Genomic DNA, 26,398 nt, shown 5'->3' on the forward strand with positions numbered 1-26,398 from the left:
TTTAGAACACGAAGAGGTCTGACCATTTGCCGCACAATATATTTTTGTTTGCCTCCTGTTCCGAGACACTCCACAATTTTTTAAATAACAAACCAAATCACACACGGAGGTTTTTGTGAAATTGGCTAAATTGGTAGTAGTAGCATTGTTGGTATCTGGTGTAGCTCACGCTCAAAAGAAAGGTCTTTTGGCACAAGCTTCTGGACAAGGTTATGCATCTGCAGGTTGCGGATTGGGTTCTATCGTTATGGGTGCTGACGGCAACCAAGTTCTTGCAGCAACTACAAACGGTACTTCTGGTAACCAAACTTTCGGTATCTCTACTGGTACATTGAACTGCCAACAAGATGGCATCTTCAAATCTGGTAAAGAAGTTCCAGCATTCATCGAAGTGAACAAAGTGGCTTTGGCTAACGACGCTGCTCGTGGACAAGGTGAAACTTTGGCGGGTCTTGCTAACTTGATGGGTTGTGATTCTAAAGTTATGGGTGCAACTTTGAAAAAGAACTACAACAAAATCTTTGTTGAAACAAACATGCAACCAGCAGCTATCGAAGCTAACATCAACCAAGTTGTTGCTGTTAACAACGTTTGCGGTGCTTAGTATTGATTTCTCCTTTGTGAGGAACTTTCAAAACGCAGTGGGAAACTACTGCGTTTTTTATTTGTGCTCTCACTTCTCTTTCATTTGCCTCTCACTTGAGTTCCTCTTGTAGCTCTTTTCCTTCATGAAATTGAACTCGTTCGCCGTTCTTTGATATCAACACAGAATGAGCAAATTCATTCGTAAAATCATGTTATGGTCGCATCGCTGGCTGGGAATTATCGTCGGTCTTCATTTTGTTTTGCTGGGACTTTCTGGAAGTTATTTGATTTATTCTGACGAGATCGAATCTGTTTTTAGAAAAGACGTGAAAGTGGCCTCGGCCGCGCCTCAAAATATTGAATTGGAAAAAGCGATTCGCAATGCTCAAGCGGGATTGGGTGTTCAGGTAACTCCAATGAGTATTGGAGTGGCTTCAAAAGAAACGAACTACAACCATGAGTTGATGTTTAATATTCCGCAGGAAGAACAGAAGCGTCGTTTTGTGACGGCTTACATTGATGCCACCACTCAAGAGTTTAAAGGCGCCTCCGTTTACAAAGAAACACTCACGGGATTTTTATTCGTTTTCCATCATGATTTGTTTTCGGGACCCACTGGAAGAACTTTTGTCGCTGTGACCGGAGTTCTCTCTTTAATTCTTTTGCTCGGTGGTCTTTATCTGTGGTGGCCAAAGGGTGATAAAACTTGGAAAAGAGTTCTGCGCTATAATCAGCAGCGCACATTTTTAGGAACCAATTTGGAGCTGCACAAAGTGGTCGGCTTTTATTCTTTGATACTGATGATCATCGTCACATTCTCTGGAATTTACCTTGCGCGTTCGGATTGGTTTTTTCCACGAAAAGCAGAAGTGCAGGGATCTTTCGTGGCAAAATCTTCGGAAACGGCGGCTCCAGATTTTGGAAAGCTTCAAATAAGCTTAAATCCACTTTTAGAGACAAACGAAATTGCGCAGATTCGTGTGGACGCTAAGACCGGAAATATTTTGGGGTTGGCTCGACAAAAAGATTTAGGGATCAGCGGTTGGGAGTGGGATGGTCAAACCGGAGATCTTCTTGCGACAAAGTATCTTAAAGACCGCACCTTTGAAAAACAATTCGGTGATTTGCAAAGAGACTGGCATTTTGGACACTTCTGGGGAGAACTAGGACGTTTCTTGATTTTCCTTTCAGGGATTTTGCCCTTGTTTTTCTATGTGACAGGTTTTTATGTCTGGTTTAAGAAGCGCTCCATCAAAGTGCGTTGAGGCCGTTTTGTATTGATTGTTCCGCAGAGAAACTCAAAGATAGTCCTATGCGTGGTCTATTGTTGAGTCTTCTCACTTTCAGTTCTATTTCTTCATTAGCAGCCGTGGGCCTCGAAGGTGGTGCGGCTCAAGCCACAATGCTGGCTGAATCCCGCCGTCTTTCACAGGATCGTCAATGGCTCAAGCTTTTGCATTTTGAAAAAGATTTTTTTCAAGTTCGTGAAAGTCAGATAGATAGTCCTTCCTTCTTTTTTTCTCCAAAGGGAAAAAAAGATCCTCATGCGGAGCTGATCGAAACCATCGTTGCTTTCTTTGCCGAAAAAGGCAAGGACCCGAACACGCATGCTCAATGTCGTTTTCCGGCTCGTTATAAGTGGCTCAAAGAAAAACTCAAAGATAGCAAAATTCATTGGCTCGATGTGAATTGCGACCGCTTCGACGCTTTCTTTAGAGGGCTTCAAGGCGAGTCCATCTCTTTGGTTTTTTCCAGTTACTATCTGAACAATCCGTCTTCCGCCTTTGGACATACGTTTTTACGAATCAATAAAGCTCCGTCAGCAAAAGATGGACAACGCCACGAGCTTTTAGATTATGGACTTAATTACGCTGCTGAAGCCAATACCAATAATGCTTTTTTGTACGGTTTTAAGGGATTGTTTGGAATGTTCCCTGGGCAGTTCCGTTCGATTCCTTACTACTATAAAGTGCGCGAATACAACAACGCCGAATCGCGCGATCTGTGGGAGTACGAGCTGAAACTTCCCGCAACTTCGGTGGACATGGTGATTGCGCACGTATGGGAATTAGGCCCTTCGCAAATCGACTATTGGTATCTGACGGAAAATTGTTCTTATCACATGCTTTCTATTTTAGAAGCCGCAGACCCTTCGGTCGATATTTTATCAAAGCTCGATCAATATGTGATTCCTGCCGACACCGTTCGTGTTCTTTGGAATAAAACGGATTTAATCAAGAGCTACAAATACCGTCCGAGCATTCGTCAGGTTTTCTTTGAGCGACAAAAACATTTAAACCGTGATGAAAAAGAAGAGCTTACTCGGCTCATTGAACAAATTAAAAAACAAGATGAGATTATTTACTCAGAATCTTTCTTAAAAAGAACTCCCGAATCACAGGCAAAAATCTTAGATGCGTATATCGACTACATCGATTTCCGCTACTCAAAAGAAGTGCAAGAAGCGGGAAGAGAGTTTCAATTAAAAATGCGCGTTCTTACAAAGCGCAGTGAAATTCCTGTCGATGCTGAAGTGATTGTGATGGACCCGCCGCCAGAGGAGCGTCCTCACTTAGCGCATCCGTCAGGACGTTGGGGCGTGGGGTACTTGCACGACACTGTAGGTGGAGACTACGCAACGCTCACGCATCGTTTTGCATTACACGACCGTCTTGATCCGGCGTGGGGTTATCCAAGTTATTCACAGATTACTTTTTTCGATCTAGGATTTTCTTACGGTCCTTCCTATTCGGATACAGACGAGAAAAAATTTGAACTGGAAAACTTCGCTGCCTTCGAATTGATCTCGGCAAGTCCGTGGAGTTCTTTGATCCCCGAAAAATCGTGGCGATTTAAGTTGGGTGTTGAACGCACCCGTAATGAAAACTTTTTGCCGACCCATGAAGGTATTGTGCGCTTGGGATACGGTTGGACCTTCGAGCAAGGACCTTGGGATTTGAGTGCGCAACTGCAAGGCGAGGTTCACTACGGTCCTACACTGTACGACAACAAAGTATGGGCCGGGGCCGGGCCTCTTTTAGAGCTGCACTATCGCGTTAACTCTTGGTGGTTATGGCAGGGCAGTGTGTTTTATCGTCGCGACTCAGCATGGGATCAGAAAGACTATTTCCGCAGTCAAATTGAGACTCAATACAGTTTCTCAAAGACCTGGGGAGTAAGAGCATCGTATCGCAACGAGAGATTCCTTGAGGAAACCAGCATTCAGTTATTTAATTATTACTAGATCCTCTCTGTAAGGAGCCTAGTGATGTCTGAGACTTCAAGCTTTCCGTACCTTCATGGTTTTACACAAGATGAACAAGAACGTCTTCGCAAGCAGGCGCGTTTTGGTGAATTCACGGTTTATCAAAATATCAATCTGTCCTCCGTTCAACATTTGCTGGAAGTCGGATGCGGTGTCGGTGCACAAAGTGAAATTCTTTTGCGTCGTTTTCCCGATTTGAAAATCACAGGTATTGATCGCAGTACTAAACAACTGCAAGCTGCTAAAACTCGTTTGTCGAGTCTTCCTGGGGCCGCAGGCCGCTTTGATCTCAAAGAAATGGATGCTACGGCGATGAAGTTTTCTTCAAACTCTTTTGACGGTGCATTCTTGTGTTGGATTCTAGAACACGTTCCTGATCCCATTCGCGTTCTTTCGGAAGTCCGCCGGGTGTTGCGTCCCGGTTCCGTTATTTATATCACCGAAGTGATGAATGCTTCTTTTTTCTTAGATCCCTATTCGCCGAATGTTTGGAAATATTGGATGGCGTTTAACGAATACCAACTTGAGCAACAAGGTGATCCGTTCGTGGGAGCGAAGCTTGGAAACTTCCTCTTGCAATTAGGATATCGTGATATTCAAACGGAAGTGAAAACATGGTTTCTGGACAATCGCTCACCGCAAGCGCGTAAAGATTGTATTGAGTACTGGACAGAGTTGCTTTTAAGTGCGAGCGATCAATTGCTTGCAGCTAAATGTGTTTCTGAAGAAGTCGTGCAAGGCATGAAAGACGAAATGGCGAAAGTAGCCAGTGATCCGAACGCGGTCTTTTACTATTCGTTCGTACAAGCCCGCGCTCACACTTAAAGTTCGTCTTTTTTTAGCCAGCCTTTTTTATAGATCCAAATCGTGATGGCAAGAACCACAAGAGCCATCACGGCCAAAGTGACGAAGTACCCGTTGTGAGTGCGTAACTCCGGCATGTTCTCAAAGTTCATTCCGTAAACGCCGGCAATAAAATTGAGCGGCAAAAAGAAGATCGAGAATACCGTCAAAACGCGCATCACTTCGTTAGTACGATAAGACGCTTCATTGGTTTTTTGTGACATCAAAGATAGGTGTAAGTTTAAAAGTCCTGAGATCTCTTCTTGGATATCATCGGCATAGAAAATATGTTTTTCCAAAGGCTCTTTTACCTGAGCTAAATCGCGCAAAGAAATTTCAATTTCCGTCGGGATTTTATTGAGAATGTCGGCTGTAAATTTAAAGACTTTGCGATAAGAAGAAATTTTTCTTTTTATCATATAGCCTTCACGTAAAATGCTTCGGCGTTTAAGAGTGAATACTCGTTGCTCGATCACATCTGTCTTTGCATCGAGTTCGTCCAAAGGTGCATCAAAGCTTTTTAAAGTTTGCAGAAAAAGGCTTTTTACCAAACCGATTTGAGTCATCTTCTCAAAAGAGGCTTTGTCTTTTTTATTGGAAACACAAGGAAGCGGTATGCGATGGATGGTTAAAACAAAGTCTTCTCCCATGAAAAACACGAGCTTCGTTGTCAGCTCCTGCATGGTGCCAGCTTTGGGTTTGGCTTCAGGGTCTTGATGGCGCAAAATTACAAACAGAGATTTTTCAAAGAACTCTGCTTTCGGCAAATGCTCGGGATCGAGACACGTTGTCACGGTCTGCAAAGGCAGAGAAAACTCTTCTGCAAGTTTGACCAAATCCTCTTGCCCAGGAGCTTCGCAGTCGACCCACTTAAAATCTTGCCATTGATGCTCAAACCGTTTCATGATTCCAGTATGACAAAGTTTTTGAAGGTACGCCGTACCTTTTTGAAATGCATTGCGTTGCTATTTCTGACAGGATGCCAGTCCTTTTTTTACTTCCCGTTGAAAGACAAACTCTTCGATCCTGCGAAAATAAAAATGCATCCCGAAGACGTGTTTTTGGAAACGCAAAAAGGAAACAAAATCCACGGTTGGTATTTTGAATCGACAGCTTCTACGCCCAGCAAAGGCACTCTGCTTTTTTTTCATGGCAATGCTGAAAATCTCACGTCACATTTTTTGATGTTTCATTGGTTGCCGGCGCAAGGTTACAACTATTTTATTTTTGATTATCCTGGCTACGGTCTTTCAACAGGAAAACCGACTCCCGAAAGCACCGTGGAAGCGGGAATGGCTGCAGCGGAATGGCTGCATCTAAAAAAAGATTCTCGGCCTTTGATTATTTATGGTCATAGTTTAGGCGGAGCTGTGGCTCTGCGAACCGTGGAAGAAATCAAAGACACGGTGCCTATTCGTAACGTGATCATCGAAGCAAGTTTTGCGTCCTACCGAGGCATGGCCCGAAACGTTTTAAGTCGTCGTTGGTGGACCTGGGCATTTCAGCCGATCACTTATCTTGTGATCAGTGATGATTATGCGCCTAAATCCTTGGCGGATATTTCTCCAATTCCGTTGTTGTTCATTCATGGAAATGAAGACGTCGCGGTTGAACTAAAAAATACGGAACGGATGTTTAAAGAGGCGAAAGAACCGAAAGAGATGTGGGTCATCCCTGGCGGACACCATGGCGACCTCTATGAGATTCGCAATGGGGAACTGCGGGAACAATTCCTGTCATACCTAGCTAAAACTTCGACAGCGTCGCACTAGCGAACGCCCATTTATTGCATTTCAGAAAGCACGGAATCTGCATAAGGAAGCTCAGGATGAAACGCTTCCTTTCTACTCTCAGTATTATAATTTCTTTCACAATCCTTGGAGCTTGTGCTCCGGACTCTCGTGACGAGGGTTCAAAAGTCAAAACGACTTATGAGCCTCAAAAACCTGTGGTTGTTAACGAAGACGGTTATCGCATTGCCCGCGGTGCCACTCGTGTTCAGGATATGTCTGTGAATTTTGATCCGCAAACCAAGTCCATGAGCTTGCGCGGAAAAATCGAATTTCTTTCCACAAAGGGCGGCGTCGTTGAGAGCCGCAATCTTGATCTCTCTGGTATTTTGAGTGCCGATGGATTTATCAACTTACAAAATCATCGCAGAGACCACCCAACAAATGAGACTGTCCGTATTGCTGCAAAAGCGACGTGCCTAAGTGGAGAAGGAACGTGTCACTCTTCTTTCATCGACATTTATGTTTATGCTGAGGGGATCGTTTATCACCACCAAATCGAATCGCACCAAGAAGTGAAAGAGGACGAAAAGACTTCGGACTCCGGCAAAGATAAAGAAGAGAAAAAAGATCAAAAAGAAGAAACTCAAACCGATGATGAAGACGGTTTGGAATCAGAAGGCGGCGCTGACGAAGTTGAAGGCGAGCCGGGCCAATATATCGGAAGTGTTAAAGAAGATATCGAGTCTCTTTTGAATGTGATTCCGGAAGCTCCGAAAAAAGAGGAGCCGAAAAAAGGTGAACCTAAAAAGGAAGAACCAAAAACTGGAACGCCTCCTAAAAAAGACGAGCCTAAGCGCGAGGAACCAAAAAAAGAAGAACCAAAACGTGAAGAACCGAAGAAAGATGAACCTAAAAAAGACGAGCCAAAAACAGAGACTCCTGCAAAACCTGAAATCAAGAAGGTGAGTCAGGCAATTGGTCCGGTTAATAATGGTCGTCTGGAAAATGCCGCGAATATGTTGAGCTATGAACAAAATCATCAGCCAGCGGGATTCCACATCATTCGTCCGCAACGTTTGACTCACTTTGCGACCAATGAAATGGCTTACATCATTTCGCAAATGGGAAAGCTCACACAGCAACAGATTCCAGGATATCAATTGTCTGTCGGTGATATTTCTCGCGAAGCCGGCGGAAAACTAGGTTCGCACAAGTCTCATCAAAATGGTTTGGATGCAGACGTGGCATTTTATTTCAATAATAAATCTTTCCAAGGCTACTTTGCTTCGGCCGTGGCTGTAGATAAACCACATGCCAACTGGATGCTAGAACAGCAATGGAAGCTCTTTAAGAGTGTGGTCGACACACAATTGGTCGACCGTATTTTCATTCACAAGGTTTTGAAGAAGGCTTTGTGTGATCTTGCGATTAAAAATGATGAGCTGCATAGGGACAGAAATGACGGTTTGGCGCAAGAAACGCTCCGCCGCTTGATCCCCGATGCGGACCACCACAATCATTTCCATATCCGCGTGAAATGTTCTAGCGCGCAAGTTCGTTGCCGCCAAATGGCAGAGCCCGCTCAAGGCTCGGGTTGTTTTTGACCTCAAGGCTGAAGGCTGACAGAATCAATTCATGGCTGATTGGCGCGATCGCAGTGAAATGAATGGTGATGTGGTTTTTTTCCGTTACGTCTCTGAGGGAATGGAAAAAAGTCATGACGAGGTCTTTATCTGGGACATCGATAAGACTTATTTGGACACCACCATCGATTCGCTCTCGGGTCTGATGACCACGGTTCTTGAACGCGCGCTCAATAAAAAAAACATTCCAGGCACCAACACCTTGATGCAGTCCTTGTCGGAATACCGCAAGCAGCAAAAAGGTTACATGTACTTTCCGATTTATTTTATCTCGGCGTCTCCTCCGCAAATGGAGGAAAGAATTTCGGAAAAATTCGCTCTGGATAACATCCGTCCGTTTGGCTGTTTTTATAAAGACAATCTGGCGAATCTTCGTCCCGGCCGCTTCTGGCGTTTGACGAAACAAGTGGGCTACAAGCTGCAAGCACTTTTACAACTGCGCACTCGCTTGGCGGATAACGTTCGTCAAATCTGCTGGGGAGATGACAGCGAAACAGACGCGATCATTTATAATCTCTATTCAGATATTTGTTCCCGTCGTTTGGGCGCGCACGACATTCGCACAACACTTGAAAAGTTGAACGTTACGGGCGAGCAGGTGAACACCATTCTGGAGCTTCAGGCGAATATTCCTGAAAATGATCCGGTGGAAAAAATCTATATCAATCTCGCGACGGACACAGATCCCGATTACTATTTGAAGTTCGGTCGCAGAACACTCGCAACGTACAACACGTTCCAAGTGGCGTTGGATTTATATCAAGATCATCGCTTAGGTCTTGAAGGAATTTATTCCGTCATCCAAGACATGATTTACAACTACGGTTACACACCAGAAGAGCTGATGAAAAGCTTCGACGAATTCATCCGTCGCGGCGTTTTAGGTGAAAGAGCTTTCTTAGAGGTAAAAGCGTTCTTCATCGAAAAAGGCCTCCTGCATTCTTCCTTTGAACCGTCAGTACAACCCCTCAAAGAAAAGAAAGTCGAAGACGGTCGCGTTTTCGAAATGGAAGGCGTCCACGAACCCTGGATTCCAGATCGCATCGACTACCTTCACGATTATCGTTAAGCGGCTTTAATCGTGATTCTTTTACCGCATCCCATTATAACTTTTAAAAAAAGTTCCAGGGAGATGCCAGCAATGGCGCCGTTTTTAATGGCGGAAACTTTCGAGCGGGCGACGCCTGAGCGCTCGACGATGTCATTCACAGTAAGCCCTGAGTTTGCAATGGCCTTAACAGCTAAAGAGGAAAGTTCCGCTTTATAAGTCATCATTGCCTGATCAACAGGAGAAGAAATGCCCAAGGCATTTGCCAATTCGTGAGAAGTCTTGAGGGCCTTTACTTTTTTAGTCGTTTTCTTCATTTTGCAACTCCCTTAAAAAATCCGCGAGTCTTACTCTGCCAGTTTCAATTTCTTGCCGTGGTGTCTTTTGAGACTTCTTTTGAAACGCGTGAAAGACAATAATTCCCGTGCGACTTTTTAAAATGTAAAAGGCTCGAAAAATTCCGTCAGCGCACTTCAGGCGTATTTCAATAACTCCCGGAGCGACGGCACTCATGGCTCGCGTATCAGGAAATCCGACCTGTTCACCTTTCTGAAGCTGCGTAAGAATACTGCCTAAATCTTTTTTTACAGAAAGGGGCCAGGATTGAATTTCTTTTTGTGCTGGTGGATGCAGAAAAACAGGGTGAACAAACATCACATCCTTCTTCCTTATGTCCCAAATCTGGGACGTTGTCAAATTAATAAAGGATGTGCCTATGCAAAGATTGGGAAGAGTCCGCTTAAGATTGAATAGATTTCAGGTCCGGAGCACTAGGCCTGTCGGATAAAAATTACTCAAACCGCAGAGGGAAAACTGTCGAGATGGGGTCGCCGCTGAAGGCTTTGAATTCGACGCGTTTGATGGCGTCGAGCAAGCATTTTTTGAAGCCTGCATCGTTGATGCTTGAGGAAGCGATCTCGGCTTGTGTGACTTTGCCTGTGCGCTCAATGGTGAAGCTGATCGAAGCTTGTCCGACAACGCCGGGAGTTTTTTGTAACAGCTGCGTGTAGCACTTAAAGAATGAACCGCGCTGAGTTTTCAAAGTGTCTTGGATAAATTCTGAAGTCAGTCCTTCTGACATCGTTGTGGCTGGTGGCGGTGTTACGCCTTCAGAAGGAGCAAGGTCCGGTAACGTTTCAGCGGGCGCTTGTTTTTTGTAATTCATTTCGTAATCAGTGGCACTCCAGCGAACGCCGTCTTTAGAAATATAAACTGTGCCTTCGCGACCGAAGTTTTCGACTTGCAGATCACCGCGCTTGATAATCAAAACGATGCGATCGTTTTCTTCATCCAAAGTGATCAAAGAATTTTCCTGAACACGAATGCGATAGGCGGAGTCGAACTCCATCGTGGCATCGCCATCAACACTGGTTTCAACAGAATCCAAAGCAAACAAAGTCGCTCGCTTCGTCAGAGTTTCTTTTTGTGTGAGATTATTGCGAAGAATGAAGACCTTGCCTAAGTTCAATTCAATACGCGCCAGAGGTCTTGCGCCTGGTTTTTGTTTTTCAGTTTGTGTTGCGATGAAGAGAGAAAGGGCGACGCTAAAAATGCCCAAGACTATCAATGTAGAAATCAACCAGTTGTTCTTCGCCATAGAGAAACTATAGCGAAGAACCGAACGAATATGTACTTATTTTACTTAGTAGCAGGAGTCGCAGTGGCCGCAGGAGAAGCCGCTGGAGTTGCAGTCGCAGCTGGAGCCGCAGTTGCCGCGGCTGCATTTGCGTCAGCAGCAGGAGCCGTTGTTGCAGGCGCTGTCGCCGGAGCTGTTGGCAAAGGCAAAGTATCAACAACAGATTTTGTTTTTGAAGAAGTCAAAACTGACAAAGTTAAACAAGTCACAGCAAAAACGATCGCCGCCCATACTGTCATTTTACCAGCCAAAGTTTGCGCGCCAGTTGCACCCAACAAAGAGTTGGAACCGCTAGATCCGCCCATACCCAATGCACCGTCGCTTTTTGAGTCTTGAATCAATACAAGAACGATCAAAACAAGAGCAACGATGATATGCAGAATTCCGATGAAAGTAGCCATTTTCTAATATCTCCCAAAGATCCCTGAATATAGGGATAAACGGGGGGCTTCGTCCACCCCAAAGTGCCTGAAATCTCAACGAATGACGCATAAGGCTAAATACTGGTCTTTTCAAATAGCGCAGTCTCTATAAACTAATCTTTATGAAACAACTACTACTCGCATTGATCGGCACTTTGATTCTGACTCTTTCAGCCTGCACCTCTAAAGAAGGAAAGCTTAAAAAACAGGCAGAAGAGATTGGCAAAGCTAAATTTATGGAAGTGCTTAAGAAAGAGGCCGACGACGGCTTGGGACAATCCGATTGGCTTCGTCAGGCTTATGTGGAGTATGTGGGAAATCGTTCCGAGGTTGAGGCCGAGAACGTGAACTTTCAAGGTGAAACCGCGGCGACAGCCACTCTGGTTGTGAAAACTTACTCACCTAAAATGCGCCAGACATTGATTGCGATCGCAGCCAAAGTGGATCCCGACAAAGCCCGTCGTTTTAATTTTGGAGAAGCTCTGGTTTTAATTCGCAGGCAAACCGGTCAAAATACCGAGACGGACTATCAGCCTTTGACGGTTTTAAAATTCACTAAATCCGGAGAGAAGTGGGTTGCTGACAACCCTTAAAACATAATTCCCAACTGCAATTTTAAAAGTGAAATGCGCGGAAGATAAGCTGCGATATTCAAAGCGGTATCGACGTCATCTTTGTAGTCGTCGTTGGTTGCGTATTTCACATAGTCATCGTCTTTTTTTGACAGAATCACCGGTTGCGCCCATGAAAACCAATCCACTCCAAAGGTGATGTTCTTTTTGATCGTCCAACGATTTCCCAAAGCAAAATGCACGCCCCAGGATTCAAGACCCACGACTTCCGCAGAAGGGTAATGGCTGCTCATGTTGTTGACGAATTTATCTCCCAGGTGAACATCCAAAGAGAAGTAACTAATTCCGTAACTGATATTGAAAGTTTCATTGCCGAAAAAAGATCTTTTCGTCAGAGAAATTCTTTGCTCAGTGATACTGCCAAGATCTGCAATAAAAACCGGGACGCCGAAACTGCCGCGCAGGTATTCCAGCTCCCAAGATTTTTCTGCACCGTCGTTAAGACCCGCCGTCACGCCGATCTTGCTGGGAAGAATCAAATCTAAGGGCGCATAGTTACCAAGGACGTAGTACTTGTTTTCAGAGCGACGTTGACGGGATTCCCGCAAAGCTTCCAGAGAAATTCCAGAGGGCTTGGCAGCATTATCTTCCGTGACAGGCGGAGCTGTCGAAGCATCGTTCTGCTGAGCGAACAAGGAAGAGTGAAAACCAAGAGCGCAAACAACGACAAAAACAATTCGAGTTAATTTCATTTCAAAAACATACAATCAGTTCTCAGGACAGATCAAGGCCTTCTCTTCCTCGGTGATGCGAAACTCAGGATAGGGTTTGAAGTTGCGCAACTTTTGGCGCAGGCGTGAATAACCATGGGAGTTGCCGTCGGTGTTCAAGCGCCAGTAAGCTTCCGCGTGCGAACTGCTCCAACCGCAGAATTGCTTCAGAGCCATCGCCGAAATCAATCCTGAGGAGTGCCATCCATTCCAGCAGTGTGTATAGATCGGACCGTTGAGGCGCCCTTTGATTCGCTCGTAAACCAAGCGCAGAATTTTTTTGTTTTCCCCGGCGGCCGCGTACTGTTTGTAACGAAGTGAATTGTCGGTGGCTTTCACCGTATCACGACAACTCACAACCTTCGGAGCTTTCCAATAGTTTTCTGAATACAAGTAAACCGCCGTCGAAAAATCATTTTTGCAAAGGTTTTTTAATCCCGTCGTGGGCAGAGGATTGATATTGGCGCGACGTTTGTAAAAATATTTATTATTCGCCCCGCCACGGTACATAACACCGTGAAGAACTACACGGAAGTTGCGAGTCCCATAAAGTGTTTCCATTCCGTGGCCTCGGTTGTCGACAAGTTTAGTGTGTGTGTCGGCAACCTTGAAGCGGTCTTGATATTTTTTGACTTCGTCAGCAAGACTGAAATCGGACGGCGCCTCAGCGGTCTCTGTCGAGTCGTCCTCTTCTTCTGAGGAGTTCATCACGGCCAAAGAAGAATCCTCTAGCTCTTGTTCTTGCAGATCGGGCTCTTCAGGAGGTGCCTTCTCTGCGGCGTCTTCCGGCGCGCAGCCAAGGATTTGCGTTGCTACAAAGAGGGCAAAAAGTTTGGTGGTAAATTTATGTGTTTCCATGTCCCTGATGGTGAGCGCTTGGAATTGTTTTTCCAACTCCGTTCCAGCCCAACAGTTTGAAGACTACGGCAATATAATCTTTTTTATGGCGAAACTCAGGGACCAGACTGGATCTCGTCTTAGTGTCAAATGCTTATACAGATTTTGGTCGTAATATCAAATAGTTAGGTGTCAATAAGAGCGGCCCTTCGCTTGCACTTTGTCCCCCTTATATGAAAAATGCGTGGTCTTTCTTAGTGCTTGCGGTGATGTTGTTAAGCCCCCTGACGTGGTCATGGGCGGAAGAATCTTCTGTTGAGACGGAAGTCGTTGAGAGCGTTTTGGATAAAGCGCAAATTGCAGAAAAAGAACACACGCAGATTCGTCTTTCTGATGGACGCGTTTTTGACTTTGATAAAATTCCCGATCGGGAAGCGATGAAAGCGGCTTTGGGACTCAAACTTCCTGAAAAAGTAAAAGAACAAATTCTTGCGCGCGGTGGTTCCATTGAAGAAGCCGATCCCCTGGCGCCTTACGAAAGTTTACCAGAAGATCGCAAACAAAAATTCCAAGAAATGCGTTTGTTATTTCTTTCCAGCGCCGCACGTATTTTGAATACAACAAAGTTTGCTTTCGGAGCCGGGAGCCTTGTTGGTGATGGTCTCAGTTTCGTAAAAATCAAAGTGAAAAAAGCTTTTGGCAAAGAAACGGAAACGACACCTGCAGTGCAAAGAACTTTCAACGAGCGCAGTCACCAGGCCGTGCAAGCAGTGCTTAAAGGTATTGATTATAAACTGTGGTCACAAGCGCCTCTCGTGATTGATTCCAATGAATTTGGGGTGAGTATTTCTGCGGGCCTCTTGGCAGAGACAGGAATTTTACGCAAAGGCGGTGGCGGTGCTGAAGAAGTGGGACTCAGTTTTGCGTTTAATAAACAATCGCGCGCTTTTGTTTTTGAAATTTTCCACAACTCAGAAAATTTCGATAACACAAAGGCTGCTGTCACGGTTCTAGGAGTAGTCGGTAAAGCAGGCATCACGCTGGGCCGCCGCAATGGCGCTGAAACTCTCAAAGGTAGTTCATTTTATCCTCCCGCAGTTCCCGGTTACAGCACGGCTTCTCCGGATTACTTTTCTGCAGGTTTAAGCTCCAGCTTAGGTCTTCCTCCGCCTCCTTTGGCGGATCTATTGACGTTCACAAATCGTTTTGAGCGCAATGCTCTGATCCGAATCACCGTTTCCCCGGTGGTCAAGGGTTTTGTGAGGGTGCAAATCGGCGATGTTAAGGGCTCAATGCGCCTTGTTGCGATGCGATTTGTTGACGTCTATCGCGCAATATCTGACAAAGTTCTTAAAGCGGGAAGACGCTCTTGCGGTCCCGTCTTTAATTAGCACTTTGCATTCAATAAAGCGGGAATAATGAAATTTTTGGTTTTTGAGGGCCTGGATGGCTCTGGAAAAAGTTCTTTGATGATGGCTTTGGAGCGTGAGCTGCAAAAACGTCAGATTTCTTTTCATCGCACTCGTGAGCCGGGCGGAACTCCTTTGGGAGATGAAATCCGCAATATGATTCTTCGCACAGAAGGACCTTCTCCTTTGGCTCGTGCAGAACTTCTTTTGTATGAAGCAAGTCGTGCACAACATGTGGAGCAAGTGATTCGTCCTAAGCTCAACCAAGGCGTTTGGGTTTTGTGTGATCGTTTCGCTGCAAGCTCTGTCGCTTTCCAAGGCGGCGGCCGAGATATTTCTGAAAAAGATGTTGTGATGCTAAATAACTTCGCGACCGGCGGATTGAAAGCGGATTTAACGATCTTGCTCGATCTTTCTGTGGAAGAGTCCCGTCGCCGTCGCCAAGGACGTGGCGCTCAAAACGGCGAAAGCGAAGATCGCATTGAATCGGAAGCGGATTCTTTCCACGAAAAAGTCCGTCAGTCTTTCTTAAAACAGGCGCGTGAAGATGCAGGCTCTTGGCTTGTGCTCAATGCGCAGGAAACTCCAGAAGTTTTATTTCAGCAGCTTCTTAAAGCGTTGGCTGAGAAAAATATTTTAAAATAGGTTTAACTCATGGCTCGTATGCTGGATTTTGTATTGGGACATCAAGACATCATCAAAAAGATGGTGGAGTCCTTTGAACAAGGAAAGCCCGGACAGACATATTTGTTCGTGGGGCCAGCAGGTATTGGTAAGAAACTGACAGCCATGGGTCTTGCGCAAGCGTTGCTCTGCCCACAAAGCCCTCGTGGTTGCGGCAAGTGTCCTTCTTGTTTTCGTATCTCGCAAGGAGCACACGAAGGTTTGAAAGTCATTGAGCCTTCAGGTGCGCAAATTAAAATGGAACAAGCGCGCGAGGTGATCGAGTTCTTAAGTCTTAAGAGTCTCTCCGGAAATCGCGTTGTCATCATTGACCAAGCGCAAAGTCTGAATCCTCAAGCAGCGAACTCACTTTTAAAAACTTTAGAAGAGCCACCTCCAGGAACGTTCTTCTTTTTGATCGCTCCGAGTGTTGCGGGAATTATGGCAACGATTCGCTCACGCTCGCGCATTGTGCAGTTTAAGCCTTTGTCGGCAGAAGACTTGGCTCGAAAAACCAAAGCGCCTACTTGGGCCGTGCGTGCGGCAGGCGGAAGTTTTGAAAAGCTTGCGCAACTGCAAGAAGGTCCGGAACAAGAAGTGCGTGAGAAGTCGATCGAGATCCTGAATCTCTTTTTGCAAGACCGCGATTTTCTTTTAAATGAACTTTGGAGAACCGAATTTAAAGACCGTGCTCAAGGGCAACGTATGCTTTCTTACTGGGTCGGCTTTATGAAAGACGCAATCTATCTGCAAGAAGGCGTAAAAAATCAAATCGCCAACGTCGATCAAGCGCCACTGATTAAGGCCCTGGCAGAATACAGTCGTGAGTTTCTTTTGGGTTTAATTCAAAAGGCCTTGCGTGCAGAACAAGCCCTCAGTGCAAACCGAGACCCTCAGCTCGTTGTTGAAGAGCTCTATATCACGTCTCGTCCTTAAAAAAGGTACCAGGTACCTTTTTCCTGAGGTAAAATGGTTTCTATGGAATGGATAGATATTCACGCACATTTAAATATGCTCGAAGAGGGTGTTGAAGCCTCAATCGCGAATGCGAAAGCCGCGGGTGTTAAAAAAATCATCACGATTGGTACAGAGCCTGGCGATCATCCGATCGTTTTAGAGATTGCGCGCAAATATTATCCCGATGTGTATTGCACGTTGGGCGTTCATCCTCACGACGGTAAAGTCTATACGGAAGCCGCTGGAAAATTTATTGAAGAACACGTAAGTGAACCTTGTGTGGTGGCCATTGGTGAGATCGGTCTTGATTATTATTACGACCAATCACCGCGCCAAGAACAGCAAGACGCTTTCCGTGCGCAGCTTGAGATCGCCAAACGCACGAAAATGCCCATTGAGATTCACACACGAGATGCGGAAGAAGACACGATTGAAATTCTCAAAGAATTTAAAGGTGACGTGACGGGGGTTATTCACTGCTTTACAGGAACAGAGTGGTTGGCTCATCAATCGTTGGATCTGGGTTACAATATTTCTATCAGCGGTGTTGTGACATTTAAAAATGCCGACAGTCTTCGCAGTACAGTCAAAATGTTGCCTCTGGATCGTATTCACGTCGAAACAGATTCGCCGTTCTTGGCACCAATCCCCATGCGTGGCAAAAAGAACACGCCTGCCTATGTTGTGCATACGGCGAAGTTCGTTGCAGAGCTTAAAGGAATCAGTGAAGAAGAACTCTGCGAACAAACTCGTAAAAATGCTCTTAAAATGTTTCCTAAAATTAAATGGTAGTTTTTAAACGCGCTATTGATTGAAAAAATCAGCGCGCGTTTTCTTAATCCAATCTGCAAACGGAGCGACCTTTGTTGCTTGGGCAATGCCTTTGCAACTTGTTGTGCCATTCGGAAGTCGCGGACCATACACGGCCGAGTTCACGCCTAGGATTTTTAATTCACCATTTTCATGATAAAACTGCGGCCCGCCGGAATCCCCTTGGCAAATAAAAACCGGCACGGTTCTGTCTGTCCAATAACGATCGGGCATACGATCATAGTGAGCATCTGTTTTCATAATGCCGCGATGAAGCTGACCGACATAATCCATCGGGCTTTGACCTCGGCCTCCCGTATAGTCTTGCGATCTTCCATAACCATAAACATAGACAGTGGCATTGGAGTGATCGGTGCGATCATCTGTATCATAAGCAACGGGCTGATAATTCTGCGGGAGAGAGCCTGAGAAAAACGCCACGGCGATATCGTGATCGTATTCTTTTTTAGTGCTGTTGTAAGAATCCGGCACGAACCACTTCAGCCCCTTGCGTTCGGTCTTGTTCCACCAGAAAGAATATTTATCGGTGAAGACGACATTAAAGCCTGCAAGCTGCGGGATGTGTGCTTTGTCAAAGCAGTGACCGGCGGTGAGCACAGAGTTTGTGCCGATCAAAGTGCCTGTGCAAAACGAAATGGCTTGTCCATGACTATTCACGATTTCAACGACAACAACACTCTTCGCGGCTTCGGTGTAGCGCTCGTGAATTTCTTCTCCGCCAATCACCGATTCCGAGCGGGATGTGTCGGGGAGGTGATGTGTGTGCACATCGGGCGAGCATGCAGAGAGTGCAAGCAGCAAACTTGGAAGTAAAACACCGTAAGATCTCATAGAACTTCTCCTTTAAATGACAAAAGAAGTACCGCAGGAAAAGTTCGCGAAGCAGGTGACGAATTTGAAAGCTGCGAGATAACAAAAGGGACCTCATAGGTCTGTGTTTTTCCTCAGGAAATGGCCCCCGAAAAAGGGCCCCTGTCTAAACTTGAGACAGCTGGATACTTCTTATAGTGTTTTAATTTGTTTTAGGAACGCCCCGGAACGGGCACGAAGTTTGGAATAAGGCTCACGGAATCAAAATTTAAGGAGCCTTTATGAAACGTCGTTTGATTGCGAGTGTACTCGCGGCTTTGAGTTTTGCGCAGAACTCTGCGTATGCGGATCTTACGGATCTCCCCAGTTTCGATGGGGTTACGGAGAACCTTCCTCAAATTCCCGCGCAGCCTGCAACGACTTCTCAGAATAGTGGAACTGTGCAAACCCAGTTTGCGGGTTCGATCGCTATTACTGGCATGTCCAGAAAATCAGGCGGCACCTTATATAAGGTCGAACTGAAACAGGCTCTTTCCCTACTTCGTTTGGATGTTCGTGTTACTAGCAACCAGCTTAAAATCTTGCAAACGACATTGGTTACGGATGCGGGTCAAAGAATTGACGTGCGCCAACTAAAAAATACCAATGTTCTTGCGACGGATTCTCTCACCTCTTCTGAAAATTTAAATCAAAGTGATCGTATTTCTTCCATCGAAATCCTTGCGGAATCTTTTGGCGGTGAAGCGGACGTTATGTTGACGGCTGTCGGTGATCGCGAAGTTCCTAAAATGACGGTGACTGTGGATCGTCCGGCAACAACGACTCCGTCAGCAAACTCAGGCGGCGATAACCAAAGTGTATCTGTAAGACCAACTCCTCCTCCACCGCCGGTTCCTGCGAGACCTCGGGATACGGTGATCCGCACGGGCGATCGAGTTTATTATTCTAATTCTGTCGGCGAGGTTCGCAGTATCTTTTCAAATGGAAAGGCCGTTGTCGCGCGTGACGGATACTATGACGTAACTGTGGATCTTCGCGATTTGGCGAAATCTATTTCTTGTGTCGGTAAAATCTGTGTAAAAGATGACGTTCTTTTTGAAAATACCATGGGCTATGCGAAAGAAGTTTTCTCAAACGGAAAAGTTCGTCTGATTCGCAATGGGTACTATGACACCTTTGTTGACGCGTCTTCTTTAGCGAAATATGTGAAATGCCTGGGATCACTCTGTGAGGGCGATGCTGTTATCTTCTCGGGAACATCGGGAAAAGTGACGGCTTTATATGATAATGGCAAGGTGCTTTTAGAGCGTATTGGTTACTATGACACGTTTGTGGATTATCGCTCTGTTGCTAAAGCCACGAGCTGTTCGTCAACAGGAACTGTTTGTGTCGGCGACACCGTTTATTATCAAGGATCTGTAGGAAAAATCAGAACAATTTATGCAAACAATCAAGCTTTGTTAGACCGTAATGGATACTATCCGACTTACGCTGATACAGGTGCCATGGCGAAATCAGTTCGTTGTCTTGGGTCACTCTGTGTTGGAGTCCGCGTGTACTTCTCATCGTCGGTGGGCACTGTGGCCGCCATTTTTGCTAACGGCAAAGTCTTGCTCCAACGTACAGGTTATTACGACACGTTCGTTGATTCAGTTTCGTTATCAAGATCCGTGCAGTGTGAACGCGTAACAGGAATTTGCGCCGGAGATACGGTGATTTTGTCTAATACGATGGGCCTTGTTGCGGAAATTTTTGAAAATGGTCAAGCGCTGTTCGTGAGAAGCGGCTATTACGACACATTTGTTGACGCTAAATTACTTGCAAAAAAGATTCGCTAGGAGACATCAGATGAAACGTTCAACCATTTCTACTTTTTTTGCAGTTTTAACATTGATGCAAACGGCGCACGCGCAAGTTCTTTCGGATCTTCCGGATTTTGACGGCGCGACTCCGCAACTTCCCGCAGTTCCCACAACGCCTGTTGTGACGACGCCGGTTCAGTCTCAGTATGCGGGTTCCGTGGCGATCTCTGAGATCTCTCGCAAATCCGGCGGGACGCTTTACAAAATTGATTTGCAACAACCTCTTTCGTTATTGCGTTTGGATCTGCGTGTAACAAACAGTCAGCTTAAGATTCACCAAGCCACTTTGGTGACAGAGAATGGTCAAAGAATTGACGTGCGCGAGTACCGCAATACAGCGGTGCTGCCAACAGGTTCTGTCACGGCGTCAGAAAATTTGAATTTAAGTGACCGTGTGATCTCTATCGAAATTTTGGCAGAGTCTTATTCTGCCGAAGCTGACGTCATGTTGACGGCGATTTCTGATCGTGGCGTCCCTAAATTAGCTTTAAGAATTGAAAGACCGCCGGTTGTTCCTCAACGTCCTGATGTGCCGAACAGACCTGAGACTCCCGAAAGACCCCCGGTTTATGTGGACACAAGAATTTCTGTAGGCGACGTTGTTCTTTCTGGTCCATTAAGAGAAAACAAATACTACACGGGCCGTGTGGTGGAAGTGTATCGCAACAACCAAGCTTTGGTGCGCGATGATGATGACGGCAAAACTTACGTGCGTGATTTAACTCTTTTAGGAAAACGCACCACTTGCGAGTCTTCAAAAAATATTTGCGAAAGAGCGAGCGTTCTTTCAGGACCCTTCACGGATAATAAATATTATTACGGTTCTGTCGTTGATGTGTATTCAAACGGCAGAATCCGTGTTCGTGACAACGATGACGGTAAAACCTATGTTCGCACCGCAAAAGACATTCACGTGTCTGTGCGCTGTGATTCTGCAGGAAACTGCGTGGGCGACAAAGTTTTGTCGGGTCCATTTACAAATAATAAATACTATTCAGGAAGAATCGAAGGCGTTTATTCCAACGGTCTTTTGAACGTCCGTGATGATGACGATGGAAAATCTTATCTTCGTCTTGCCAATGTTGTTATGAAGTCGGTTCGTTGCGACGAAAGATCTCGTCTGTGCGTCGGTGAACAAGTTCTTTCAGGTCCTTATCAAGACAAATACTACAGAGGCGTTGTCGAAGGAATTTACTCGAACGGTTTGCTCTATATCCGCGACGCCGATGACGGAAAACTTTATACACGTAAAGCGAATGAAGTTTCCAAGAGCCTTCGTTGCGAAGGCAGCAAAGGGATCTGTGTCGGGGACCGTGTTGTATCCGGTCCTTACCGAAACGGTGCTTACTACGCCGGTCGCGTGCTGGGTGTATACTCTTCAGGAATCATTCTGGTTCAGGATGATGATGACGGAAAAGTATATCCTCGCAAAGCTCAGGAAATAACTAAAACTAGATAAAATTTTTAAATAAAACACTTGGAGATAAATATGAAAAAACAATTGGTCTTGGGAGCTCTTGTTGCAACGACAATCCTGCAAGCGGCAGTTCCCGCGCACGCAGATAAAGAAACGATCGGAAATGTTATTGGCGGTGTGATCGGTGGAGTCATTGGTTCACAAATCGGTAAAGGTAACGGCAACACAGCGGCGATCATCATCGGAACTATCGCTGGAACAATGATCGGCGGCCAAGTAGGCCGTGACATGGACGAAGCAGATCGTCGTGCGCTGGCAGAAGCTCAACAAAGAGCTTTGCGTGATCAATTGGGACGCCGTAATGACTGGGATGGCCGTTCTTACGGTTCAAGAACAGGTGCCCGTGGAAGTTTCACGTCCGTGCGTGAAGGTTATAACTACCGCACAAATGAATACTGCCGCGAATACACAAGCGTGATTTATGTGAACAACCGCACAGAAGAAACTCGCGGTGTGGCGTGCTCTCGCGCTGATGGTTCCTGGTATGAAGTGCAAACGACAGAAGTCCGCTTTAATAACGGCAACGCAGGCAATGGCGGCGGTTACGTGACGCCAGCACCTCGTCCTCAGCAACCAAATCTTCCTCCTCCGCCAGCGCCTGTGCAGTCTTTGCGCGAAGGATCTGTGGCGATCAATACAGTCACTCGTCAATCCGGTGGGCAGTGGTATCGCGTTCTTGTGACAGAGCCATTGACGTTGGATCGCGTGGAAGTAGCGGCAACGGCGGTGCGTGTGAAAATCCACGAAGGCAGTGTTGTCACTCAACGTGGTCAACGTATCTCTATTCGTGAATTCCAAAACACGCCTGTTTTTGATGCGGGTTCAAGAGCGGTTTCTGAAAACTTGAATGTGCGTGAAAGAATCGTGGCGATTGACCTTCGCATGGAATCTTACGGTGGTTATGCTGCTGTTGAGGTGAAAGCTTTGTCGAACGAAGGTCGTCCTCGCTTGGCTCTTGAAAACAACGAGCCGGTAAGACCACAACCGCAACCTCCTGTTTATGACAACAGAAGTTTGAAAGGTTACTGCTCTGACGACGATCATCAGCAATTCTATGCAGCGAAAAATTTTGCGTATGCCAGTGATGGTTTGAATTTGACGGATTCAGGTGCGACTCAATGGGCGCTTCAATACAACCAAACTCATCGTTGCAATACAGTGAGTGAATACAAAGCTCGTTACCAAGCTATTTACAGTGTGGCATACGCGAGCGACGGTCTGAATCTGACTTCCGCTGGCGCTAGAGACTACGCTCTTCAATACGTTGAAAACATGACGGCAAATGAAGCTCGTGAAATGGCGTCTGTATTGAGAGCCGCTCAACGTTTTGCTTATGCAAGTGACGGTCTAAATATGACTTCCGCTGGTGCAACTAGCTTTGCACGTAGCTGGGTTGAAAGCCGTTGTGAAGGTGTTGATCACATCAACATGCTCGCGAACCGTTTTAGAAGCGAATATAACTTCGCGTATTCTTCAAACGGACTGAATATGACTTCGTCAGGCGCTGTAAATTATGCAGCCAACAAGATTGCTCCGCTGACACGTTGTGGTCACTTGTTGCGTAGATAACTTGCTCTAGAAGGGGATTTCGGTCCCCTTTTGGCACTGAAAAACCTGGCACAGAACTTGGATTAAGGGTCATCGGATTTACAAAGACTTTAGATTAAGGAGTCTCCATGAAAAAGAACCTCGTTTTAGGATCAGTAATTGTCGCTTCACTTGTACAATATACAAGCCCCGCATTTGCGAACAAAGAAACAATCGGCAACATCATTGGCGGTGTTATCGGTGGTGTCGTTGGATCTCAAATCGGTAAAGGAAATGGAAACACAGCTGCGATCATCATCGGTACTATCGCAGGAACTATGATCGGCGGTAAAGTCGGAGCCGATATGGACGAAGCAGACCGTCGTGCCTTCCAAGAAGCGCAAGACCGCGCTCTTCGCAATCGTTTGGGAGATCGTTGTGATTGGGATGGCCGTAACTACGGTTCTCGCACGGGCTCTCGCGGAAGCTTCACAACAACTCGTGAAGGTTACAACAACCGCACAGGCGAATATTGCCGTGAATACTCAAGCGTTATTTACACTCGCAGAAGCACAGAAGAGACTCGCGGTATCGCGTGCTCTCGTCGTGATGGCTCTTGGTATGAAGTTCGTGAAACGGAAGTTCGCTTCAACGGCGGTGGCTACGGTGGCGGTCGCCAAGAACCTTCAAGACCTCCTCGTTACCCAGACGTTCCGCAACGTCCAAATCTTCCACCTCCTCCACCGGCTCAATCTCGTTATGAGGGAACGGCTAACATCAGCCAAATCACTCGTCGTACGGGTGGTGAGTGGATCCGTGTTAACGTGAACAATGCGGTTTCTTTAGAGCGCATTGAGGTTCGCGCGCTTTCAGCGGGTGTAAAAATCCACGAAGCGATCGTGCACACAGAGTCCGGCAGCCAAATCCGTGTTCGTGAGTTGAGCCCAACTCCGACGTTCTATGCAGGTGACACGGCGGTTTCTGAAAACCTCAACTTGGGTCGTGATCGCGTTGTGGCGATTGATATCCGCGCTGAGTCTATGGGCGGTTACGCTGACGTGCTTGTAAAAGCGGTTTCTAATAGCGGTTACCCTTCTTTGGGTGTTTCTCGCTACTAAGAGCGCTGTTCTCTCTGAAATTTTAAGATAATTTCATATAAAGCCAGTCTAATGACTTATAGTGTCTAGACTGGCTTTTTCGTCTGCAAAAGTCGATATTGAGTGGGTTTAAAAAGGAGCTCTCTCATGTCTAAATTGCGCGTTGGTATCAACGGTTTTGGTCGTATTGGTCGTGTTCTTTTCCGTGCGGGTTTTGAAAAACTCGATATCGTCGGAATCAACTCTTTGGATAGCATCGAAGGCGATGCACACTTGCTTAAGTACGACTCGGCTCACGGCGTGTTCAACGCTGATGTTTCTACTGAAGGTCACAATCTGATCGTTAACGGTAAAAAGATCGCGGTTTCTAAAACTCGCAATCCTGCTGAAGTTCCTTGGAAGGACTTGGGCGTAGACCTTGTTCTTGAGTGCACAGGCGCATTCAAAGACAAAGCGGAATTCATGCAACACATCAACGCCGGCGCGAAACGCGTTTTGGTTTCTGGCCCTGCTGAAAAAGGTGCTGACATCACAATGGTGTACGGTATCAACCACGAGTCTTACGATCCAGCGAAGCACCAAGTTGTTTCCAACGCATCTTGCACAACAAACTGCTTGGCTCCTCTGGCAAAAGTATTGAACGAAACATTCGGTGTTGAGAGCGGAACGATGATGACAGTTCACTCTTACACGAACGATCAAAAAATCTTGGATGCTCCTCACAAAGACTTGCGCCGTGCACGTGCAGCGGCTGTGAGCATGATCCCAACAACAACAGGTGCTGCGAAAAACGTAGGTTTGGTATTGCCTGAGTTGAAAGGCAAGATCGATGGTATCTCCGTTCGCGTTCCAACTCCAAACGTGTCTTTGGTGGATTTCACTTTCCAAGCGAAAAAAGACGTGACGAAAGAAGCTGTGAATGAAGCTTTGATCGCGGCTTCTCAAGGTGCTTTGAAAGGTATTTTGGCTGTAGAGAAAAACGAACTTGTGAGTGTGGACTTCAACGGCAGCACATACTCTTCTATCGTGGATCTTGCTTCTACAATGGTTGTGGGTCCTCGCATGGTGAAAGTTCTTTCTTGGTACGACAATGAGACTGGTTTCTCTAACCGCATGGTTGATGTCGCACTTCACATGGCGAAGAAGGGTCTTTAATCCATGGCTACTGGTCTAAAAGGCATTAAGACAGTTCGTGATTTTGAACTTGAAGGCAAAGTGGTTTTCTTGCGTTTGGATTTGAACGTTCCAATGGAGAACGGAAAGATCACAGATGAAAACCGTATCACAGCGTCTTTGCCGACAATCCAATATTGCATCGAAAAAGGTGCCAAGATTGTGATGGCGTCGCACTTGGGACGTCCGAAGTCTAAAGACGACAAAGAGTTTTCACTAGAGCCCGTGGCAAAACGTCTGCAAGAACTTCTCAACGCAGAAGTCATCTTGGTGGAAGACCCGGATTCAGACGCACCAAAACACTTGCTTCAGTCTTTGAAGAAGAATCAGTTGATCCTTCTTGAGAACGTGCGTTTTGAAGAAGGGGAGACAAAAGACTCTGTCGAGTTTGCACAAAAAATCGCGAACTACAGCGACATCTACATCAACGATGCGTTCGGTGCTTCTCACCGTGCGCATGCGACAATCCATGCTTTGCCTTCCGTGATGAAAGACAAAGGCATTGGTTTCTTGATCGAAAAAGAAATCACGATGCTGGATTCTCTTTTGCAAAATCCAAAACGTCCTTACTTGGCGGTGATGGGTGGAGCAAAAGTTTCCGACAAGATCGCTGTCATCGAAAGATTGATGGACGTTGTTGACGGATTCATCGTTGGTGGTGCGATGGCTTACACTTTCCAAAAAGCTCAAGGAATTCCAGTAGGAAAATCTTTGGTGGAAAATGATAAGTTGAAATACGCGAAAGAAATGATCGAGCGTATTGAAGCCCGCAATAAAACAATTCTTCTTCCGGTGGATCACGTGGCGACAAAAGGTATCACGGATACGACGAACGCCCACGTCACAAAAGACGTGGTGATTGCCGAAGATGAATTGGGTGTGGATATCGGTCCTAAATCAATTCAAAATTTCTCAACAGCTCTTCGCGAAGCGGGAACTATTTTCTGGAATGGCCCGATGGGTATTTTTGAAAATCCAGCTTTCGCAAAAGGAACTTTCGGTGTGGCGCAAGCGATTGCTGAAAGCAACGCGGTGAAGATCGTCGGTGGCGGTGACTCTGCGGCGGCGGCGGAAGCCTCAGGCTTCGCCTCGAAGATGACACACATCTCGACGGGCGGCGGAGCATCCCTAGAATACCTCCAAGGCGACAAACTCCCAGGCCTAGAAATTCTACGTTCAAAGCGATAAACAAAAAATACATCCCCTGACGAGCACGACGCTCGTCAGGAAGGCCTCTC

General features: G+C 46.1%; 26 protein-coding genes. 18 read left to right on the forward strand and 8 right to left on the reverse strand.

Going from position 1 to position 26,398, the window contains the following annotated elements:
* The first annotated feature begins 115 nt into the window (after positions 1–115).
* The 4 genes from ACLSSO_RS04715 to ACLSSO_RS04730 all read left to right on the forward strand — a co-directional run bounded on the left by ACLSSO_RS04715 (position 116) and on the right by ACLSSO_RS04730 (position 4,675).
* A complete protein-coding gene (locus ACLSSO_RS04715; protein WP_413944209.1) occupies positions 116–604 on the forward strand; it encodes a DUF3015 family protein in 489 nt (162 codons plus the stop codon).
* Between the two features lie 166 nt (positions 605–770).
* A complete protein-coding gene (locus ACLSSO_RS04720; protein WP_413944210.1) occupies positions 771–1,850 on the forward strand; it encodes a PepSY-associated TM helix domain-containing protein in 1,080 nt (359 codons plus the stop codon).
* Positions 1,851–1,897: 47 nt separating this feature from the next.
* Entirely contained in the window at positions 1,898–3,829 is a 1,932-nt protein-coding gene (locus tag ACLSSO_RS04725; RefSeq protein ID WP_413944211.1) for a DUF4105 domain-containing protein, read from the forward strand.
* Positions 3,830–3,853: 24 nt separating this feature from the next.
* Positions 3,854–4,675: a class I SAM-dependent methyltransferase gene (locus tag ACLSSO_RS04730; RefSeq protein ID WP_295901282.1), complete on the forward strand. Its 822-nt coding sequence runs from the start codon at positions 3,854–3,856 to the stop codon at positions 4,673–4,675.
* Here the strand turns inward: ACLSSO_RS04730 and ACLSSO_RS04735 are convergent.
* Positions 4,672–5,598, reverse strand: a complete 927-nt coding sequence (locus tag ACLSSO_RS04735) for a CorA family divalent cation transporter (protein ID WP_295901279.1) — start codon at positions 5,596–5,598, stop codon at positions 4,672–4,674. The genes ACLSSO_RS04730 and ACLSSO_RS04735 overlap by 4 nt on opposite strands.
* Before the next feature lie 9 nt (positions 5,599–5,607).
* Between ACLSSO_RS04735 and ACLSSO_RS04740 the strand changes: the two genes are divergently transcribed.
* The 3 genes from ACLSSO_RS04740 to ACLSSO_RS04750 are packed head-to-tail and all read left to right on the forward strand — an operon-like array spanning position 5,608 to position 9,138.
* Positions 5,608–6,465, forward strand: coding sequence for an alpha/beta hydrolase (locus tag ACLSSO_RS04740; protein ID WP_295901277.1), 858 nt, complete (start codon positions 5,608–5,610; stop codon positions 6,463–6,465).
* 56 nt (positions 6,466–6,521) lie between these two features.
* Complete coding sequence (locus tag ACLSSO_RS04745; RefSeq protein WP_413944212.1) at positions 6,522–8,030, forward strand: penicillin-insensitive murein endopeptidase; 1,509 nt, start codon at positions 6,522–6,524, stop codon at positions 8,028–8,030.
* A 31-nt stretch (positions 8,031–8,061) separates the two neighbouring features.
* Entirely contained in the window at positions 8,062–9,138 is a 1,077-nt protein-coding gene (locus ACLSSO_RS04750) for a phosphatase domain-containing protein (protein ID WP_295901273.1), read from the forward strand.
* Here ACLSSO_RS04750 and ACLSSO_RS04755 read toward each other — a convergent pair.
* The 4 genes from ACLSSO_RS04755 to secG all read right to left on the reverse strand — a co-directional run bounded on the left by ACLSSO_RS04755 (position 9,135) and on the right by secG (position 11,154).
* On the reverse strand, positions 9,135–9,434 hold the full coding sequence (locus tag ACLSSO_RS04755; RefSeq protein WP_413944213.1) for an XRE family transcriptional regulator: 300 nt from the start codon (positions 9,432–9,434) through the stop codon (positions 9,135–9,137). The genes ACLSSO_RS04750 and ACLSSO_RS04755 overlap by 4 nt on opposite strands.
* A complete protein-coding gene (locus tag ACLSSO_RS04760; protein ID WP_413944802.1) occupies positions 9,418–9,771 on the reverse strand; it encodes a type II toxin-antitoxin system RelE/ParE family toxin in 354 nt (117 codons plus the stop codon). The genes ACLSSO_RS04755 and ACLSSO_RS04760 overlap by 17 nt, the downstream gene beginning before the upstream one ends.
* 136 nt (positions 9,772–9,907) lie before the next feature.
* On the reverse strand, positions 9,908–10,714 hold the full coding sequence (locus tag ACLSSO_RS04765) for a TonB family protein (protein ID WP_413944214.1): 807 nt from the start codon (positions 10,712–10,714) through the stop codon (positions 9,908–9,910).
* Positions 10,715–10,755: 41 nt separating this feature from the next.
* Entirely contained in the window at positions 10,756–11,154 is a 399-nt protein-coding gene (gene secG, locus ACLSSO_RS04770; protein WP_295901269.1) for a preprotein translocase subunit SecG, read from the reverse strand.
* 143 nt (positions 11,155–11,297) lie between these two features.
* On the opposite strand from secG, the gene ACLSSO_RS04775 reads away from it, so the two are divergent.
* Entirely contained in the window at positions 11,298–11,768 is a 471-nt protein-coding gene (locus ACLSSO_RS04775) for a hypothetical protein (RefSeq protein ID WP_413944215.1), read from the forward strand.
* Here the strand turns inward: ACLSSO_RS04775 and ACLSSO_RS04780 are convergent.
* On the reverse strand, positions 11,765–12,499 hold the full coding sequence (locus tag ACLSSO_RS04780) for a hypothetical protein (protein ID WP_413944216.1): 735 nt from the start codon (positions 12,497–12,499) through the stop codon (positions 11,765–11,767). The genes ACLSSO_RS04775 and ACLSSO_RS04780 overlap by 4 nt on opposite strands.
* A gap of 15 nt (positions 12,500–12,514) precedes the next feature.
* Positions 12,515–13,375: a hypothetical protein gene (locus ACLSSO_RS04785; protein ID WP_413944217.1), complete on the reverse strand. Its 861-nt coding sequence runs from the start codon at positions 13,373–13,375 to the stop codon at positions 12,515–12,517.
* A gap of 212 nt (positions 13,376–13,587) precedes the next feature.
* Here ACLSSO_RS04785 and ACLSSO_RS04790 point away from each other — a divergent pair, with 212 nt between their 5' ends.
* The 4 genes from ACLSSO_RS04790 to ACLSSO_RS04805 are packed head-to-tail and all read left to right on the forward strand — an operon-like array spanning position 13,588 to position 17,175.
* Positions 13,588–14,745 carry a hypothetical protein gene (locus ACLSSO_RS04790; protein WP_413944218.1) on the forward strand — a complete coding sequence of 386 codons (1,158 nt, stop codon included), beginning with the start codon at positions 13,588–13,590 and terminating at the stop codon, positions 14,743–14,745.
* Positions 14,746–14,772: 27 nt separating this feature from the next.
* Positions 14,773–15,408, forward strand: a complete 636-nt coding sequence (gene tmk, locus ACLSSO_RS04795; RefSeq protein WP_413944219.1) for a dTMP kinase — start codon at positions 14,773–14,775, stop codon at positions 15,406–15,408.
* Positions 15,409–15,417: 9 nt separating this feature from the next.
* Positions 15,418–16,362 (forward strand): DNA polymerase III subunit delta', encoded by a 945-nt coding sequence (holB, locus tag ACLSSO_RS04800; RefSeq protein WP_413944220.1) that lies wholly within the window; start codon positions 15,418–15,420, stop codon positions 16,360–16,362.
* Between the two features lie 33 nt (positions 16,363–16,395).
* Positions 16,396–17,175, forward strand: a complete 780-nt coding sequence (locus tag ACLSSO_RS04805; protein WP_413944221.1) for a TatD family hydrolase — start codon at positions 16,396–16,398, stop codon at positions 17,173–17,175.
* Between the two features lie 12 nt (positions 17,176–17,187).
* Here ACLSSO_RS04805 and ACLSSO_RS04810 read toward each other — a convergent pair whose 3' ends face one another.
* Positions 17,188–18,045, reverse strand: a complete 858-nt coding sequence (locus tag ACLSSO_RS04810; protein ID WP_413944222.1) for a S1 family peptidase — start codon at positions 18,043–18,045, stop codon at positions 17,188–17,190.
* Between the two features lie 260 nt (positions 18,046–18,305).
* Here ACLSSO_RS04810 and ACLSSO_RS04815 point away from each other — a divergent pair, with 260 nt between their 5' ends.
* The 6 genes from ACLSSO_RS04815 (at position 18,306) to ACLSSO_RS04840 (ending at position 26,348) form a co-directional block, all read left to right on the forward strand.
* Positions 18,306–19,862: a beta-sandwich domain-containing protein gene (locus ACLSSO_RS04815; protein ID WP_413944223.1), complete on the forward strand. Its 1,557-nt coding sequence runs from the start codon at positions 18,306–18,308 to the stop codon at positions 19,860–19,862.
* A 10-nt stretch (positions 19,863–19,872) separates the two neighbouring features.
* Positions 19,873–21,345 carry a beta-sandwich domain-containing protein gene (locus tag ACLSSO_RS04820; protein ID WP_413944224.1) on the forward strand — a complete coding sequence of 491 codons (1,473 nt, stop codon included), beginning with the start codon at positions 19,873–19,875 and terminating at the stop codon, positions 21,343–21,345.
* 30 nt (positions 21,346–21,375) lie between these two features.
* Positions 21,376–22,932 (forward strand): beta-sandwich domain-containing protein, encoded by a 1,557-nt coding sequence (locus ACLSSO_RS04825; protein WP_413944225.1) that lies wholly within the window; start codon positions 21,376–21,378, stop codon positions 22,930–22,932.
* 107 nt (positions 22,933–23,039) lie between these two features.
* The gene (locus ACLSSO_RS04830; protein WP_413944226.1) at positions 23,040–24,008 is read left to right on the forward strand and encodes a beta-sandwich domain-containing protein; all 969 of its coding nucleotides are present in this window, start codon (positions 23,040–23,042) and stop codon (positions 24,006–24,008) included.
* A 126-nt stretch (positions 24,009–24,134) separates the two neighbouring features.
* Positions 24,135–25,142: a type I glyceraldehyde-3-phosphate dehydrogenase gene (gene gap, locus ACLSSO_RS04835; RefSeq protein ID WP_413944227.1), complete on the forward strand. Its 1,008-nt coding sequence runs from the start codon at positions 24,135–24,137 to the stop codon at positions 25,140–25,142.
* A gap of 3 nt (positions 25,143–25,145) precedes the next feature.
* Positions 25,146–26,348 (forward strand): phosphoglycerate kinase, encoded by a 1,203-nt coding sequence (locus tag ACLSSO_RS04840; RefSeq protein WP_413944228.1) that lies wholly within the window; start codon positions 25,146–25,148, stop codon positions 26,346–26,348.
* Positions 26,349–26,398: the final 50 nt, after the last annotated feature.

The sequence above is a fragment of the Bdellovibrio sp. HCB-162 genome (assembly GCF_047344985.1).
Lineage (GTDB): Bacteria > Bdellovibrionota > Bdellovibrionia > Bdellovibrionales > Bdellovibrionaceae > Bdellovibrio.

What these genes read in the sequence shown, in the direction of transcription:
- ACLSSO_RS04720 (WP_413944210.1), top strand. Translation starts at nt 771, where the DNA reads ATGAGCAAATTCATTCGTAAAATCATGTTATGGTCGCATCGCTGGCTG.
- ACLSSO_RS04725 (WP_413944211.1), top strand. Translation starts at nt 1,898, where the DNA reads ATGCGTGGTCTATTGTTGAGTCTTCTCACTTTCAGTTCTATTTCTTCA.
- ACLSSO_RS04730 (WP_295901282.1), top strand. Translation starts at nt 3,854, where the DNA reads ATGTCTGAGACTTCAAGCTTTCCGTACCTTCATGGTTTTACACAAGAT.
- ACLSSO_RS04735 (WP_295901279.1), bottom strand. Translation starts at nt 5,598, where the DNA reads ATGAAACGGTTTGAGCATCAATGGCAAGATTTTAAGTGGGTCGACTGC.
- ACLSSO_RS04740 (WP_295901277.1), top strand. Translation starts at nt 5,608, where the DNA reads ATGACAAAGTTTTTGAAGGTACGCCGTACCTTTTTGAAATGCATTGCG.
- ACLSSO_RS04745 (WP_413944212.1), top strand. Translation starts at nt 6,522, where the DNA reads ATGAAACGCTTCCTTTCTACTCTCAGTATTATAATTTCTTTCACAATC.
- ACLSSO_RS04750 (WP_295901273.1), top strand. Translation starts at nt 8,062, where the DNA reads ATGGCTGATTGGCGCGATCGCAGTGAAATGAATGGTGATGTGGTTTTT.
- ACLSSO_RS04755 (WP_413944213.1), bottom strand. Translation starts at nt 9,434, where the DNA reads ATGAAGAAAACGACTAAAAAAGTAAAGGCCCTCAAGACTTCTCACGAA.
- ACLSSO_RS04760 (WP_413944802.1), bottom strand. Translation starts at nt 9,771, where the DNA reads ATGTTTGTTCACCCTGTTTTTCTGCATCCACCAGCACAAAAAGAAATT.
- ACLSSO_RS04765 (WP_413944214.1), bottom strand. Translation starts at nt 10,714, where the DNA reads ATGGCGAAGAACAACTGGTTGATTTCTACATTGATAGTCTTGGGCATT.
- secG (WP_295901269.1), bottom strand. Translation starts at nt 11,154, where the DNA reads ATGGCTACTTTCATCGGAATTCTGCATATCATCGTTGCTCTTGTTTTG.
- ACLSSO_RS04775 (WP_413944215.1), top strand. Translation starts at nt 11,298, where the DNA reads ATGAAACAACTACTACTCGCATTGATCGGCACTTTGATTCTGACTCTT.
- ACLSSO_RS04780 (WP_413944216.1), bottom strand. Translation starts at nt 12,499, where the DNA reads ATGAAATTAACTCGAATTGTTTTTGTCGTTGTTTGCGCTCTTGGTTTT.
- ACLSSO_RS04785 (WP_413944217.1), bottom strand. Translation starts at nt 13,375, where the DNA reads ATGGAAACACATAAATTTACCACCAAACTTTTTGCCCTCTTTGTAGCA.
- ACLSSO_RS04790 (WP_413944218.1), top strand. Translation starts at nt 13,588, where the DNA reads ATGAAAAATGCGTGGTCTTTCTTAGTGCTTGCGGTGATGTTGTTAAGC.
- tmk (WP_413944219.1), top strand. Translation starts at nt 14,773, where the DNA reads ATGAAATTTTTGGTTTTTGAGGGCCTGGATGGCTCTGGAAAAAGTTCT.
- holB (WP_413944220.1), top strand. Translation starts at nt 15,418, where the DNA reads ATGGCTCGTATGCTGGATTTTGTATTGGGACATCAAGACATCATCAAA.
- ACLSSO_RS04805 (WP_413944221.1), top strand. Translation starts at nt 16,396, where the DNA reads ATGGTTTCTATGGAATGGATAGATATTCACGCACATTTAAATATGCTC.
- ACLSSO_RS04810 (WP_413944222.1), bottom strand. Translation starts at nt 18,045, where the DNA reads ATGAGATCTTACGGTGTTTTACTTCCAAGTTTGCTGCTTGCACTCTCT.
- ACLSSO_RS04815 (WP_413944223.1), top strand. Translation starts at nt 18,306, where the DNA reads ATGAAACGTCGTTTGATTGCGAGTGTACTCGCGGCTTTGAGTTTTGCG.
- ACLSSO_RS04820 (WP_413944224.1), top strand. Translation starts at nt 19,873, where the DNA reads ATGAAACGTTCAACCATTTCTACTTTTTTTGCAGTTTTAACATTGATG.
- ACLSSO_RS04825 (WP_413944225.1), top strand. Translation starts at nt 21,376, where the DNA reads ATGAAAAAACAATTGGTCTTGGGAGCTCTTGTTGCAACGACAATCCTG.
- ACLSSO_RS04830 (WP_413944226.1), top strand. Translation starts at nt 23,040, where the DNA reads ATGAAAAAGAACCTCGTTTTAGGATCAGTAATTGTCGCTTCACTTGTA.
- gap (WP_413944227.1), top strand. Translation starts at nt 24,135, where the DNA reads ATGTCTAAATTGCGCGTTGGTATCAACGGTTTTGGTCGTATTGGTCGT.
- ACLSSO_RS04840 (WP_413944228.1), top strand. Translation starts at nt 25,146, where the DNA reads ATGGCTACTGGTCTAAAAGGCATTAAGACAGTTCGTGATTTTGAACTT.